Origin of the sequence: Paraburkholderia sp. UYCP14C (assembly GCF_004197395.1) — a bacterium.
GTDB lineage: Bacteria > Pseudomonadota > Gammaproteobacteria > Burkholderiales > Burkholderiaceae > Paraburkholderia.
In genome coordinates this window covers 92,938-106,500 of the sequence record NZ_SELS01000008.1, presented here as the reverse complement: position 1 = coordinate 106,500, position 13,563 = coordinate 92,938, and the positions used below count along the sequence as shown (strand labels likewise).

Here is a 13,563-nt window from a genome sequence, read left to right as displayed (position 1 = left end):
TGACCTCGCCGTGGGAAAGTGACTTTGGGAGGGCGCGCCCGGGATGCGCTGCCCCGCCTATGCGCAACGGATTTCGCTCAACGCAGGCCGAGCACGTCCTGCATGTCGAAGAAGCCGTTGCCGTGGCCTTCGAGGAAGCGTACAGCACGAAGCGCGCCTTGTGCATATGACAGCCGGCTCGCCGATTTGTGCGTGATCTCGATCCGCTCGCCGATCCCTGCGAACAGCACCGTATGATCGCCGACGATATCGCCGCCGCGAATCGCCGAAAAACCAATCGTCGACGGATCGCGTTCGCCGGTCACGCCTTCGCGGCCGTAGACCGCGCAATCGTCGAGATTGCGGCCGAGCGCGTTGGCGATCACTTCGCCCATCGTCAGCGCGGTGCCGGACGGCGCGTCGACCTTGTGACGATGATGCGCCTCGATGATCTCGATGTCGTAGCCGGTCGAAAAATGCCGCGCCGCGAATTCGAGCAGCTTCAGTGTGACGTTCACGCCGACGCTCATGTTCGACGCGAACACCACGCCGATCTTCTCTGCCGCCGCACGCAGTTGCGCTTTTTGCGCGTTGTCGAAGCCGGTCGTGCCGATCACCATTTTCACGCCGTGGCGCTGCGCGGCTTCGAGATGCGCGAGCGTCGCGTCGGGACGCGTGAAGTCGATCAGGTAGTCGGATTCCGCGAACACACGCTCGATGTCGTCGGACAGCAGCACGCCGGTTTCTTTGCCGAGGAACGCGCCGGCGTCCTGGCCCAGCTGCGCCGCGCCGGTGCGGCAGAGCGCGCCGGACAGCGTCGCGTCGGCATCGTTGAGGACGGTTTCGATCAGCATGCGGCCCATACGGCCCGATGCGCCTGCAATGGCAATTTTCATGACGATGAGGATTCGAATAGAGTCAACCGGGATGGAGCCCGGCAAACGCGGCCCGGCGAACGCACCGACCAGTGTGCCGGGGAATGCGCCCGGTAGATATAGGGACAAGCGGCTGCAGATCGCGAGATCTGGCGGCAAAATCAGCCGCCTCGCACAGAGAGCCCATGCAACTGGCCGAACCGGACGGCTCGCCCAGACGGGTAGGCAAGGTGTTCAGCGGCCCGGGCGCTACATTTCCGGTTTCACCCGCTGCCGGACAAACGCACATCCGGCGGGCGCCGCACACCTCGCGCGCAGCCCGCCTCACCACACCGACTACAGAATCAGTTGCTCGTTCCCGACGTGGGCGGCGCCAACAACGTCGGCGATTCGGCCGGCGGCGCAGTTAGCGTCGGGCTGCCGCTGTTTTGCGAGCCCGTCGGGCCGACCGGGTTGCTCTCGTTTTCCGGAGCCGGCGGCGGCGGACGTTTGAACTGGAACTGCGGTTGACCGGCAGCCGTCGGACCTTGCGTCGGGATTCCGCCAGCGCCCGCTCGCGGGGCGGTCGAACGCACGGACGACACGCCGCTCGGCGTCGACGAAACCGCGCCCGTTGCACGATTGGCCGCCTGCGCGGCTTCCGCGTTGGCGTCCATGGACGGCGTGGCGGCCTGCTGAGCGCCTTCGACCGACGGCGAGCGCGTCGTATCCACCGTGGGCGGCGCCGCTGCCGCAGCGGCCGCACTTGCGGCGGCCGCGTCGCTGGCAGCCACGGCGTTGGCGGCCTCGGCCGCGCTCGCCGCGCGCGGCGGCGTCGCGTTCGGACGACGGCCACTGCGGTCGCCGTCGATTTCGGCCAGCAATTCGAGATTGGTCGGCAGGTCCTCGCCGCCCGTCCAGTGGGTCACGATGTCACCCGAGAAGAACACGACGAAGTCGCGCTGTTGAACGATCGAGGTGTTGCCACGCTTGAAATAGAACACGTAATCCCAGCGATCCGCGTGGAACATGTCGGTCAACAGCGGCGTGCCGAGCAGCTGACGCACTTGCGCGCGCGACATGCCGGCCTTCATCTGGTCGGCCATTTCCTGCGACACGAAGTTGCCTTGCACGACCGTAATCCGATACGGCGTAATGCGTTGGGCAAAGCGCTGGGTCAGGCTGTCGTACGTGGAACATCCGGCAAGAACCGCGACAGTCGCAACAGCGATCAAGGTACCCCGCATGCGGCTCCCCCGGTAGATCAATTGAGATTTAGAAATCATTTCACTCACCGTGCGGGCCCGCTTGCGGGCCACGCTCATTCCATCGAAAATGACCAGAACGGCAAAACACATTACTATGAGAGCCCAGCATTGTACTCTAGGGATCCCTTGTCATGACCAATCCAACCGATCTCAAGAATATCGGGCTCAAGGCGACCCTTCCGCGCCTCAAAATCCTTGAGATATTCCAGCACAGCCCGGTGCGTCACCTGACCGCCGAAGACGTGTACCGCAACCTCCTGCACGAGGAACTCGATATCGGTCTGGCCACCGTGTATCGCGTGCTGACGCAATTCGAGCAGGCCGGCCTGCTCTCGCGCAGCAATTTCGAATCGGGCAAGGCGGTGTTCGAACTGAACGAGGGGTCGCACCACGACCACCTCGTGTGCCTCGATTGCGGGCTGGTCGAAGAATTTTTCGACCCCGAAATCGAAAGCCGTCAGCAGTCCATCGCCAAGGCCCGCGGCTTCAAGCTGCAGGAACACGCGCTGGCACTGTATGGGGCGTGTACCAAGGAGAATTGCCCGCATCGTAAGCACTGATGCGGAGCGGGCCGCGTGCGAGCACACGGCCTGGCAAGTCAAAAAAAGACCCGGCCGATGGGGATCGGCCGGGTCTTTTTTTGTTCAGCCGGCTGCAAGCATCGCTATCCGATCAACTCCTCGCTCGGCTCGAAGGCGAGCCGCCACGGCTCGGCCAGCTGCAATTCGTCGCAATTCGGCCCGTCGCCGCCGCGATCGACGACCACGAAGTCGCTGACCTGATCGAGCGCGAGCAGCGGGTGATGCCAAACCCCTTTCGCGTAATTGACGCCCTGCCACGCGTCGGTCCAGAACCCGCGCATCTGCGCGGCGTCGAACTCGCCGGGCGGCGCGACCACCACGAGGTAGCGGCCCGCGCGTAAGGGAATGAAAGCCTGGCTGCCGAGCGGATGCCGCTCCATCATCGTGATCTCGACGGGTAGCGCGCGCGGCTGCGCGCGAAACAGGTTGACGAGCGGTCGGCCGCCCTGCTCCATCACGTCGACGCGCGCGAGGTCGTGATAGCGCTCGGTGGTACCGCCATTGATCGAAAAATGACGCGCGCCGTCGAGTTCGATCACGTCGCCGAACGGCGCGAACGCTGAGCGCGTCAGGCGCTCCATCTGCAGGATCTTCATGCTTGCCGCTCCATCACATTGCTTACGTTAAGCGATCTCGCCCCACAGACGCAGGCGCGACACGCCGCCGTCCGGGAAGATATTGAAGCGCACGTGCGTGACCGGGCCGAGCGCCGCGAGGTCGTCCGTGAACGTGTGCACGTGGTCCATCTGCAGCTTCTGTTCGCCGAGCAGCACCGGCCAGAACATCGCCTGCGTGACGAGGGAGTCGTCGGTGCCGCCCGTTACCGATGCCGCCTGTAGCGAGCAGCGGTCCGGGAAGTTGCCTTTGAAGTGCGCGGTGTCCACTGCGATCTTGCGGATCACGCCGGGCCGCGCCAGTGCGACGATCGCCCAGTCATTGCCCGGTTCGCGACGCCGCCGGGTTTCCCAGCCGTCGCCCATGTTCTCGCCGCGGCCCGGCATCAGCATCTGCGAGGCAGGCCCGAAATGCTGGTTGTTCGCGGCGACGAGGTATGCGCCGTTTTCGATCGCGGCGAGATCGAGCAGCGTGCCGCGCTCGACCCGGCTCCAGTCGCGCTGCGGCTGGCCGTACACGCGCAGTCGCGCGAGCCCGCCGTCCGGATACAGATTCACGCGCAGATGGGTGACCGGGCGCGCGTCTTTCACCTCGACATAGTGATGCTGGTTGCCCTGTAGCGTCATGGCCGGCACGAGCGGCTGCCAATCGGTTTGCTCCAGCGGCACGTCGGCATCGGTATAACAGGCATCGATCGACGCCGCCGGCGGGAAATTGCCGGTGAAGTGGCTCGTATCGAGATCGACGCCATGCACGACGCCCGGCCGCGCGAGACGGATCACGCAATGGTCGTGGCCGTTCGTGCGCTTGCGACGCGTCTCCCAGCCGTCCATCCACTTGCCGTGATCGTCGTATTTGCCGGGGATGAACACCGCCGGCTGCGGGTCGAGCATGCGCTCTTTCGGCGCGAAGAATTCGTCGCTGGCGGAGAGCGCCTTCGCGCCGAGGCGCGGATCGGCCAGGTTCATGTAGCGGCGCGTGAAGACGGGGGCATTCGGGTCGAGGATCGGGTTGGCCATGATGTCGTTCGGTGTCGAAGAGAAGAGGTCAGAAACGGCCGGCGGCGCCACGGCGTCCGCCGGCTTGCGAAAAAGGGTTCAAAAGCTGTCTAAAACGATGCCGGTTGGTCCGGTCAGACCATCACCGGCGTGCTGCTGTCAGACTGCCGGCGCGTGTTCTCCCGCACCCGGCTCGACGACGGTGTCGTCGACGGCGGGCACGAAGCGAAGTGCCGCGTCGCGATTCAGCACGCGATGCGCGCGCGCCTTGTCGATATCGTTTTCCCACACGGCGACCACCACGGTCGCGACGCAGTTGCCGATCAGGTTGGTCAGCGCGCGGGCGATGCCGACGAACCAGTCGACCGGCAGGATCAGCACGAGACCGAGAACCGGAATCGCGGGAATCGCGGAGAGCGTCGCCGCGAGAATCACGATCGCCGAGCCAGGAATGCCGTGCGCGCCCTTCGACGTCACCAGCGACACCAGCACGACGACGATCAGGTCATGAATCGACAGCGGGGTGTTGGTCGCCTGCGCGATGAAGATGACCGCGAGCGTCAGATAGATCGAGAAGCCGTCGAGGTTGAACGAGTAGCCGGTCGGAATCACGAGGCCGACCGTCGAATCCTTGACGCCCATCCATTCGAGCTTGCGCATGATCTGCGGCAGCACGGCATCGGACGACGCGGTGCCGAGCACGATCGACAGTTCCTCGCGCAGATAGCGGATCAGCTTGAAGATGCTGAAGCCGGCGAGCCGCATCACCGCACCGAGCACGAGCACGACAAACACCACGCAGCTGGCGTAGAACACCAGCACGAGCATGCCGAGCTGCTTGAGCGACTCGACGCCGTAGGTACCGGTCGTGAACGCGATCGCGCCGAGCACGCCGAGCGGCGCGAGCTTGATGATGAAGCCCATCACGCGGAAGAACACCTGCGACAGTTCATCGATCAGGCCGCTCACCCGTTGCGCGCGCTTGCCGAGCAGCGACAGCGCCGAGCCGAACAGCACCGAGAACACGAGGATCTGCAGGATGTCGCCGGTCGCGAACGCATTGATCGCCGTATCCGGGATGATCTTCAGCAGGAAGCCCGCGGTGTCCTTCAGGCTCTTCGCGTGCTCGGTATAGGTCGCGAGCGACCCCGCATCGAGGGAATTCAGGTTCACGTTCATGCCGGCGCCCGGACGCGTCGCGTAAGCGAGCACCGCGCCGATCACGAGCGCGACCGTCGTCATCGCCTCGAAGTAAATCACCGACTTCAAGCCGACCCGTCCGACCTTGCGCAGGTCGCCCGCGTGCGCCATGCCACTCACCACCACGCAGAACACGATCGGTCCGATCACCATCTTGATCAGCTTCAGAAAGCCGTCGCCAAGCGGCCGCAACGACTGCGCGAAATGCGGAAAAACGGCACCGAGCACGATGCCTACCACGAGCGCTATCACGACCCGGCCAAATAGCGAATTGAAGAATTTCAACACGGCTTCCTCCTGCGGATGGTTGTCTCGGTTACTTCTGTTCAGACTGGTCCGACCAGTGCTGTTATGGCGAATAGTAGGAAGCCGATATACTCCCGTCAAGGACTGATCGAACAGTGTTTACCCGTTGTTTTTGAACCGATTTCGGGTCGGATTCGGGATGCCGCGCGCCGTGCGGCGCGCCTTTTCCAGCCGCGTATTAGAATTGCGGTCAGACCACGCTACCGAGCGAACCTTCATGAAAAACGTTCCGCATACCGTCACCGACGCGGCCATCGCGACGATCCGCGAGCGCATCGAAGCGGGCGTCTATCCGGTGGGCAGCCTGCTGCCGGCTCAGCGCCAGCTGTCCGATGAACTGTCCATCAGCCGCGCGTCGCTACGCGAGGCGCTGTCCACGCTCGAAGCGCTCGGCCTGCTGGTGATCCGCCCCGGCAAGGGCGTGTACGTGGAAAGCGCGCAGGCGAAAAATGCGCAGGCGTGGCGTTTCGCGGAACAGTCGTCGTTGCCCGACACATATCAGATGCGCTACGCGCTTGAAGGCTTCGTCGCGCGCATGGCGGTTCTGGCGGTCAGCAACGACGACCTCGCGTGGCTCGAGGAAAACATCACCGCGATGCAAAGCGCGCTCGCCTGCGAGGAACTCGACGAAGCGGCGCGGCTCGACTACGCATTTCATATGCGCATTGTCAGCGTCGCGGGCAACGCGGCGATCGAGTCGATCCTGCGCAGCAGCGCCGAGATCATGAAGGAAAGCCAGCGCATGCCGTTCTATCGGCGCGAGCGGGTGCTGTCCACCTACACCGAGCATCGAGCGATTCTCGATGCGTTGAAGGCGCGCGATTCGCTCGCCGCGGGCAAGGCGATCGAGACGCACATCGCGAACGCCGCCCAGCGTGCGGGGGTCTATTTCCCGACGCCGTAGCCGCGATAAAACGCAGACGAAAAAAAGCCGCTCCGAGGAGCGGCTTTTTCATGCAGCGTGAAACCCGAAACTTACTTCGCGTTCGCGAGCGCCACAGCCGTATCCAGCATGCGGTTCGAGAAGCCCCACTCGTTGTCGTACCAGCTCGACACCTTCACGAGACGGCCCGACACCTTGGTCAGCGTCGAGTCGAACGTCGACGAAGCCGGGTTGTGGTTGTAGTCGATCGACACGAGCGGCGCGTCGTTGTAACCGAGCACGCCCTTCAGCGCACCTTCCGACGCTTCCTTCATGATCGCGTTGACTTCCTCGACCGTCGTGTCGCGCGCGGCGATGAACGACAGGTCGACGACCGACACGTTGATCGTCGGGACGCGAATCGCGTAGCCGTCCAGCTTGCCGTTCAGTTCCGGCAGCACCAGGCCGACCGCCGATGCAGCACCGGTCTTGGTCGGGATCTGGCTATGCGTGGCCGAACGCGCGCGGCGCAGATCTTCGTGGTACACGTCGGTCAGAACCTGGTCGTTCGTGTATGCGTGGATCGTCGTCATCAGGCCGTTCACGAGGCCGATCTTGTCGTTCAGCGGCTTGACCAGCGGCGCGAGGCAGTTGGTCGTGCACGATGCATTCGAGATCACCGTGTCCGAAGCCTTCAGCACGTTGTGGTTCACGCCGTAGACGATCGTCGCGTCGACGTCCTTGCCGCCCGGCGCCGAGATGATCACCTTCTTCGCGCCGCCCTTGATGTGCGCGCTGGCCTTTTCCTTGGTCGTGAAAAAGCCCGTGCACTCCATCACGACGTCGACGCCCAGCTCGCCCCACGGCAGTTCGGCCGGGTTGCGGTTCGCCAGCACGCGGATCTTGTCGCCGTTCACGACGAGGTAGTCGCCGTCCACCGACACCTGGCCCGGGAACTTGCCGTGCGCGGTGTCGTACTGCGTCAGGTGGGCGTTGGTCTTCGCATCGCCCAGATCGTTGATGGCGACGATTTCGATATCGTGCTTCTTGCCGTTTTCATAGAAGGCGCGCAGGGTATTGCGGCCGATCCGGCCGTAGCCGTTGATTGCGACGCGAATCGTCATGATTTATCTCCTGATGGCTAAAAAAACCGTTTATGTTCGCCAGGTCGGGCATCCGGTTCCGTGCGTTGCCGCGCAGCCACGAGGGGCGCGACGGCAACGCGACGCAACTATCAGCCGAGCGCAGCCTTGACCGTCGCCACCACGTGCTCGACGGTGAAACCGAAATGCTTGAACAGCACGCCTGCCGGGGCCGATTCGCCGAACGTGTCGATGCCGACCACGCCGCCTTCCAGACCCACGTACTTGCGCCAGAAATCCGACACGCCCGCTTCGATCGCGACGCGGCGCACGCCGTGCGGCAGCACGCGTTCGCGATACTCGGCGTCCTGCTTGTCGAACACGGTCGTCGACGGCATCGACACGACGCGTGCCGCGATGCCTTCGCGCGCGAGCGGCTCGACGGCCTTGATCGCGAGTTCGACTTCCGAGCCCGTCGCGATCAGGATGATCTTACGCGCGACGATCTCCTCGTCCCAGTCGCGCAGCACGTAGCCGCCCTTCTCGACGTTGGCGATCTGCGCGTCGGTGCGCTCGTTGAACTGCAGGTTCTGGCGGCTGAAGATCAGGCACGACGGACCTTCATGCTCGATCGCATGGGTCCAGGCCACCGCGGTCTCGACCGTGTCGGCCGGGCGCCACGTTTGCAGATTCGGGATCAGGCGCAGGCTCGCGACGTGTTCGATCGACTGGTGCGTCGGGCCGTCTTCGCCGAGACCGATCGAGTCGTGCGTGAACACGAAGATCGACGGCGACTTCATCAGCGCGGCGACGCGCAGCGCGTTGCGGCTGTAGTCCGAGAACGTCAGGAAGGTGCCGCCGAATGCCTTGTAGCCGCCATGCAGTGCGACGCCGTTGATCGCCGCGCTCATGCCGAATTCGCGCACGCCGTAGTTCACGTAGTTGCCGGCGGCACGGCCTTCCGCGTTCACGCGCACCGGCTTGGCAGCCTTCCAGTTGGTCAGGTTCGAGCCGGTCAGGTCGGCGGAGCCGCCGAGCAGTTCGGGCAGCACGGCCGACAGACCTTCGATGGCCTGCTGCGATGCCTTACGCGTCGCGACGGTTTCCGCGCGCTGGTTCGCGCCGGCGATGATCGCCTTGGCCTTTTCTTTCCAGTCGGCCGGCAGCTGCTTCGCGCTGCGGCGCTTGAACTCGGCCGCTTCCGTCGGATACTTCGCCGCGTAGGCCGCGAACGCCTTGTCCCAGTCGGCTTCGAATTGCGCGCCCGCTTCCTTCGCATCCCATGCCGCATAGACTTCCTGCGGAATCACGAACGGCTCCCACTTCCAGCCGATCGCTTCGCGGGTCGCCGCGATTTCCTTGTCGCCGAGCGGCGCGCCGTGCGAATCGTGCGAGCCCGCCTTGGTCGGCGCGCCCTCACCGATCACGGTCTTGCAGCAGATCAGCGTCGGCTTGTCCGACTGCTTGGCCTGCTTGATCGCCGCGTCGACTGCGTCGACGTCGTGGCCGACCACGTTCGGGATCACGTTCCAGCCGTACGCTTCGAAGCGCTTCGGCGTGTCGTCGTGGAACCAGTGCACCACTTCGCCGTCGATCGAGATGCCGTTGTCGTCGTAGAACGCGATCAGCTTGTTCAGCTTCAGCACGCCCGCGAGCGAGCAGGCTTCGTGCGAGATGCCTTCCATCAGGCAGCCGTCGCCGACGAACACGTACGTGTGGTGATCGACGATCTTCGCGTCGGGCTTGTTGAATTCGGTGGCGAGCAGCGACTCGGCCAGCGCCATGCCGACCGCGTTCGCAAGACCCTGGCCGAGCGGACCGGTGGTCGTCTCGACGCCCGGCGTGATGCCGTACTCCGGGTGACCCGGGGTCTTCGAATGGAGCTGGCGGAAGTTCTTCAGCTCTTCCATCGGCAGGTCGTAGCCGGTCAGATGCAGCAGCGAGTACAGCAGCATCGAGCCGTGACCGTTCGACAGCACGAAGCGGTCGCGATCGGCCCATTGCGGGTTCTTCGGGTTATGGCGCAGGTGACGCGACCACAGGGCAACGCCGATTTCGGCCATGCCCATCGGCATGCCGGGGTGACCGGAGTTCGCCTTTTGAACGGCGTCCATCGACAACGCGCGGATCGCGTTAGCCATCAGAGAGGTGGGTGCGGGAGACGGGGTCGTCATGTCGAGTCCGGAGACAGAGTCAGAAAGCGGGGGCGCGCTTGAGGCCCGGAAGCTCGGCGGTCAGTTCGCTACGGCGCACGATGCGGCGCCAGGAGACGCGAAACGGGCAGAGCAAGCGGACAAGGCTGAAAGCGTCACATTCTAGCAGAAGGTTAACCCCTACCCGGCCGGAAAGCCGCCTGGCCGCGTGGTCCAACGCACACCACCAGGTCGCGGCAATTACAATTCGAGCTGCTGTTTCCCTACGCTGCCGATCGAGTCCATCCGCCGTGAACGCCCCGCTATTGTTCCAGCCTTGTCCCGACGCCGTCTATGGCTTTCCTCACGCGCGTCTCGTCGAGCGTGTCGAGTCCCGCTATCAGACGATCGAGATCTGGGACACGCCGCAACTCGGCGCGCTGTTCACGCTCGACGGCCGTCCGATGAGCTCCGCCGGCGACGAGTTCATTTACCACGAATGCATGGTGCACCCGGCCGCGCTCGCGCATCCGGCACCGCATGCGGCGCTGGTGCTCGGCGGCGGCGATGGCGGGGCCGCGCGGCAATTGCTCAGGCATCCGGACATCGAGCGGATCGTCGTCGCGGAGCTCGATGCCGAGGTCGTGCGGCTCACGCGCGAACATTTGCCGCAGGTGCATGGCGGTGCGTTCGACGATCCGCGCGTCGAGCTCGTCATCGGCGATGCGGCGGACTATGTCGCGTCGGCGGCCCGCGCGTCGCACGGCGCAACGACCGTCCCGACCGCGCAGTTCGACCTCGTCGTATTCGACCTGACGCCACCCGATTCGCCCGCGGCCGGCCTCTACACGCCGTCCTTCTACGCGCAGTTGAAGCGCGTGCTGCGCGCGGACGCGTTGTTGTCGCTGCATCTCGGCTCGCCGTACCACCACGCGCCGCGCATCGCCGCACTGCTCGACGATCTGCGCGCCGCGTTCGCCTGCGTGCGCACGCTGGGCACCTTCGTGCCGCTCTACGGCTCGCTGTGGCTGATGGCGATCGCCAGCGACACGCTCGACCCCGCCGCGCTCACCGCCGACGCACTCGCCGGGCGTCTGGCCGCGCGCGGCATCGATTCGTTGCGTCATTACGAACCAGCCCTGCATGCGGGGCTATTCTCGGCAGCGCGATCGGTGCGCGATAAACTGAGCCCATTGACGAAGTCGTCCATTTGAAGCGTGGTTACCTTGCGCGAATCGGTTCGAGCGATGCCGGCATGCCGCGCCCGATCGAAACCCGCAACTGTGGCCTCGCCGCCCCACGAGATCCGGAGAACTCCATGACCGCCCCCCGCCCTGCCGGTGTGCCCTGGCTGACCCCCTATCTGACGGTGCGCGACGCGCGCGCGTCGACGGCGTTCTTCTCGGCGGCGTTCGGCTTCGAACTGCGCGACAGCGTGCAGGACGACGGCGTCGTGATGCACGTCGAGATGACCTATCAAGGCCAGTTGATCGTGATGTTCGCGCCCGAAGGCGCGTTCGGCTCGACCGCGAAGACGCCGAAAAGCGCGGGTACGATCGCGCCGCAATCGTTCTACGTTTATGTCGATGACGTCGACGCCGTGTATGCTCGCGCGCTCATGGCCGGCGCGAAGTCGCTGAGCGAGCCGCAGGACCAGTTCTGGGGCGACCGCTTCGCGCAGGTCGAAGATATCGACGGCTATCGCTGGGCGCTCGCTCGCCATCTTTCCTGAATCCAAGAGTCTTTCGTCGATGCCCCGTTTTTTCGTTGATGCGCTGCTTTACCCCGACGACGTGATCGCACTGCCCGACGACGTCGTTCGCCACGTGGCCGTGCTGCGTCTGCAGCCGGGCGATTCGCTCGTGCTGTTCAACGGCAAGGGAGGCGAATACAGTGCCGAACTCGTCGAAGTCGAACGGCGGTCGGCCCGCGTGAAAATTAGCGAATTTCGCGCGATCGAGGTCGAGCCGCCGTATCGGCTGACACTCGCACAAGGCATCGCCGGCGGCGACAAGATGGACTGGCTGATCGAGAAAGCGGTCGAACTCGGCGCCTCGGGCTTCGTGCCGCTCGCGACCGCGCGCAGCGTCGTGCGGCTCACCGGTGAGCGTGCGCAGCGGCGGCAACAGCATTGGCAGGGTGTGGTGCGGGCGTCGTGCGAACAGTGCGGGCGTAATCGGCTGCCGGACGTGATGCCGGTGAGTGAGGTTGGCGCGTGGCTCGACACGCTGTCGCGCGAACCGGCGTCCGACGAACTGCGCCTTTTGTTGTCGCCGCGCGCGAGTATCGGCTTTGCGGCGTTGCCCGAGGCGCCGCCGAACGGTGGCGTGACGCTGCTGATCGGCCCCGAAGGCGGCCTTTCCGCCGACGAAGAAGCCGCCGCCGTTGAACAGGGCTTTACCGCGGTGGGCCTGGGACCTCGCGTGCTGCGCACCGAGACCGCCGGGATCGCGGTGCTGGCCGCGCTGGCGGCGCGCTGGGGCGGATGGTAAGCGGAAGCTTGTCGGTTGAGCACCACACAAGCAAAGGCCCGCCAATTAGCGGGCCTTTGCCTTCTTTACGGCGACGTTCACTGCCTGATTCGGGCAAAGCGCCCAGCCAGGCGAAAATCCGGCGAGCCTCAGACGAACGAGTAAAACACCCGGAACGCGACCTTGCGCTCGGCCCAGAATTCGGCCGCTTCACGGAACACGTCGAGCAGCGTCTCGCGCCCTTCCTTGTCGAATTTCTGCGCGATCGGCAGATGTTCGAGCACGATCACGAAGCCGGGCTGCGCGCCGGCCTTGTGCACCAGATCGGTCAGGCAGTCGTAGAGCGCGTCGTAGTTCTTGCCGAAATGCTTGGGAAACAGGAACGACGTCGCGATCGTTTCGAGCACTTCCTGCTTCGACGCGGCGTTCGCGCAGTACGCATACAGAAAATGCTGGCCAAGGTGGTTGGCTTCGTCGGCGAGATCCTGCACGCGGAACGCGCGGATCGACTGCACGATATTCGGCCGCACCGTCCTGAAAAGGCTCATGGGCTCCTCGTTCGATGAAACCACCGTGCCAGCCTCGCTTTGATTGTCGCGACCCTGCTCGTCGGCGCGCATCTTCATGACGCGTTGAAACAAATTGCCGTCGCCGGCCGCGAAAAGATCCGTCGCGACTCCGGAATCGTGCGCGTAGATGTTGTCGCTCATGCCGTTCATCCCGTTGTCATTCAACAATACGATTAAAACTGGTGTAATGGTCGTCCGAGTAATAACAATTGTCGGTCCGCTGTAGCGGACCTCCGCAGACGATACGGCGCGCCCCGCGATTACGCGCGTGAGGCGTGGGGACGGTGTATTCGTGGTAATAGCCGCGCCGATGGGCGGGCAGCACCCGTTCGTAGTTGCCGAATACGATGCCGTCCTTCTGATACGGGTAAGGCCCGCCGGCGGCAATGAGGTTCAACGTATCGACCGCCTCGCGCGGCAATTGCGCCAGCGCGACGGTGCCTACCTGCACTTCCGCCCCAGCGGGCGCCGAGTAATCTCGCGCCAGCGCCTCGGGCGCGGAGGACAACGCGCAGAGCGCGGCAGCACCGATCAGCACGCCTTTCATGCGCAACCAGTTGCGTGCCATGTATCAGGTTTCCCCGCTGTCAGATCACGAGTTTGACGACCATGAAAGTCGTAAGGGTATCGCTAATAGCCTTTGGAA

14 protein-coding genes are annotated in these 13,563 nt (G+C 64.5%); 5 read left to right on the top strand and 9 right to left on the bottom strand.

Translation table 11 applies throughout. The features are described from left to right. Window positions 1-77: 77 nt before the first annotated feature. Entirely contained in the window at window positions 78-875 is a 798-nt protein-coding gene (dapB, locus tag EVC45_RS09910) for a 4-hydroxy-tetrahydrodipicolinate reductase (protein ID WP_129957824.1), read from the bottom strand. A gap of 323 nt (window positions 876-1,198) precedes the next feature. Continuing rightward, a complete protein-coding gene (gene bamE, locus EVC45_RS09905) occupies window positions 1,199-2,080 on the bottom strand; it encodes an outer membrane protein assembly factor BamE (protein WP_129957823.1) in 882 nt (293 codons plus the stop codon). Between the two features lie 152 nt (window positions 2,081-2,232). Between bamE and fur the strand changes: the two genes are divergently transcribed. Beyond that, complete coding sequence (gene fur / locus EVC45_RS09900; protein WP_013090534.1) at window positions 2,233-2,661, top strand: ferric iron uptake transcriptional regulator; 429 nt, start codon at window positions 2,233-2,235, stop codon at window positions 2,659-2,661. A 104-nt stretch (window positions 2,662-2,765) separates the two neighbouring features. Here fur and EVC45_RS09895 read toward each other — a convergent pair whose 3' ends face one another. The 3 genes from EVC45_RS09895 to EVC45_RS09885 all read right to left on the bottom strand — a co-directional run bounded on the left by EVC45_RS09895 (window position 2,766) and on the right by EVC45_RS09885 (window position 5,783). Then, complete coding sequence (locus tag EVC45_RS09895; protein WP_129957822.1) at window positions 2,766-3,278, bottom strand: ureidoglycolate lyase; 513 nt, start codon at window positions 3,276-3,278, stop codon at window positions 2,766-2,768. A 27-nt stretch (window positions 3,279-3,305) separates the two neighbouring features. Next, window positions 3,306-4,316 carry an allantoicase gene (alc, locus tag EVC45_RS09890; protein WP_129957821.1) on the bottom strand — a complete coding sequence of 337 codons (1,011 nt, stop codon included), beginning with the start codon at window positions 4,314-4,316 and terminating at the stop codon, window positions 3,306-3,308. 138 nt (window positions 4,317-4,454) lie between these two features. Next, window positions 4,455-5,783 carry a C4-dicarboxylate transporter DctA gene (locus tag EVC45_RS09885; protein ID WP_129957820.1) on the bottom strand — a complete coding sequence of 443 codons (1,329 nt, stop codon included), beginning with the start codon at window positions 5,781-5,783 and terminating at the stop codon, window positions 4,455-4,457. 235 nt (window positions 5,784-6,018) lie between these two features. On the opposite strand from EVC45_RS09885, the gene EVC45_RS09880 reads away from it, so the two are divergent. After that, window positions 6,019-6,705 carry a FadR/GntR family transcriptional regulator gene (locus EVC45_RS09880; RefSeq protein ID WP_129957819.1) on the top strand — a complete coding sequence of 229 codons (687 nt, stop codon included), beginning with the start codon at window positions 6,019-6,021 and terminating at the stop codon, window positions 6,703-6,705. Window positions 6,706-6,776: 71 nt separating this feature from the next. On the opposite strand, the gene gap is transcribed toward EVC45_RS09880, so the two are convergent. Together gap and tkt are read right to left on the bottom strand one after the other, a co-directional pair. Then, on the bottom strand, window positions 6,777-7,787 hold the full coding sequence (gap, locus tag EVC45_RS09875) for a type I glyceraldehyde-3-phosphate dehydrogenase (RefSeq protein ID WP_129957818.1): 1,011 nt from the start codon (window positions 7,785-7,787) through the stop codon (window positions 6,777-6,779). Window positions 7,788-7,897: 110 nt separating this feature from the next. Beyond that, window positions 7,898-9,919, bottom strand: a complete 2,022-nt coding sequence (tkt, locus tag EVC45_RS09870) for a transketolase (protein WP_129957817.1) — start codon at window positions 9,917-9,919, stop codon at window positions 7,898-7,900. 269 nt (window positions 9,920-10,188) lie between these two features. Here tkt and speE point away from each other — a divergent pair, with 269 nt between their 5' ends. From speE to EVC45_RS09855, 3 genes are all read left to right on the top strand, one after another. Next, the gene (speE, locus tag EVC45_RS09865; protein ID WP_129957816.1) at window positions 10,189-11,091 is read left to right on the top strand and encodes a polyamine aminopropyltransferase; all 903 of its coding nucleotides are present in this window, start codon (window positions 10,189-10,191) and stop codon (window positions 11,089-11,091) included. 104 nt (window positions 11,092-11,195) lie between these two features. After that, window positions 11,196-11,609: a glyoxalase/bleomycin resistance/extradiol dioxygenase family protein gene (locus EVC45_RS09860; RefSeq protein WP_129957815.1), complete on the top strand. Its 414-nt coding sequence runs from the start codon at window positions 11,196-11,198 to the stop codon at window positions 11,607-11,609. Window positions 11,610-11,628: 19 nt separating this feature from the next. Beyond that, window positions 11,629-12,369: a 16S rRNA (uracil(1498)-N(3))-methyltransferase gene (locus tag EVC45_RS09855; RefSeq protein WP_129957814.1), complete on the top strand. Its 741-nt coding sequence runs from the start codon at window positions 11,629-11,631 to the stop codon at window positions 12,367-12,369. A gap of 128 nt (window positions 12,370-12,497) precedes the next feature. On the opposite strand, the gene EVC45_RS09850 is transcribed toward EVC45_RS09855, so the two are convergent. Both EVC45_RS09850 and EVC45_RS09845 read right to left on the bottom strand, forming a co-directional pair. Then, the gene (locus EVC45_RS09850) at window positions 12,498-13,058 is read right to left on the bottom strand and encodes a barstar family protein (RefSeq protein ID WP_129957813.1); all 561 of its coding nucleotides are present in this window, start codon (window positions 13,056-13,058) and stop codon (window positions 12,498-12,500) included. A 16-nt stretch (window positions 13,059-13,074) separates the two neighbouring features. Continuing rightward, entirely contained in the window at window positions 13,075-13,485 is a 411-nt protein-coding gene (locus EVC45_RS09845; protein WP_129957812.1) for a ribonuclease, read from the bottom strand. Between the last annotated feature and the right edge of the window lie 78 nt (window positions 13,486-13,563).

Bases quoted from the DNA above. Each gene is read 5' to 3' on its own strand.
- EVC45_RS09860 (WP_129957815.1), top strand. From the start codon at position 11,196: ATGACCGCCCCCCGCCCTGCCGGTGTGCCCTGGCTGACCCCCTATCTG.
- bamE (WP_129957823.1), bottom strand. From the start codon at position 2,080: ATGCGGGGTACCTTGATCGCTGTTGCGACTGTCGCGGTTCTTGCCGGA.
- gap (WP_129957818.1), bottom strand. From the start codon at position 7,787: ATGACGATTCGCGTCGCAATCAACGGCTACGGCCGGATCGGCCGCAAT.
- alc (WP_129957821.1), bottom strand. From the start codon at position 4,316: ATGGCCAACCCGATCCTCGACCCGAATGCCCCCGTCTTCACGCGCCGC.
- dapB (WP_129957824.1), bottom strand. From the start codon at position 875: ATGAAAATTGCCATTGCAGGCGCATCGGGCCGTATGGGCCGCATGCTG.
- EVC45_RS09895 (WP_129957822.1), bottom strand. From the start codon at position 3,278: ATGAAGATCCTGCAGATGGAGCGCCTGACGCGCTCAGCGTTCGCGCCG.
- tkt (WP_129957817.1), bottom strand. From the start codon at position 9,919: ATGACGACCCCGTCTCCCGCACCCACCTCTCTGATGGCTAACGCGATC.
- EVC45_RS09845 (WP_129957812.1), bottom strand. From the start codon at position 13,485: ATGGCACGCAACTGGTTGCGCATGAAAGGCGTGCTGATCGGTGCTGCC.
- EVC45_RS09855 (WP_129957814.1), top strand. From the start codon at position 11,629: ATGCCCCGTTTTTTCGTTGATGCGCTGCTTTACCCCGACGACGTGATC.
- EVC45_RS09850 (WP_129957813.1), bottom strand. From the start codon at position 13,058: ATGAGCGACAACATCTACGCGCACGATTCCGGAGTCGCGACGGATCTT.
- EVC45_RS09880 (WP_129957819.1), top strand. From the start codon at position 6,019: ATGAAAAACGTTCCGCATACCGTCACCGACGCGGCCATCGCGACGATC.
- fur (WP_013090534.1), top strand. From the start codon at position 2,233: ATGACCAATCCAACCGATCTCAAGAATATCGGGCTCAAGGCGACCCTT.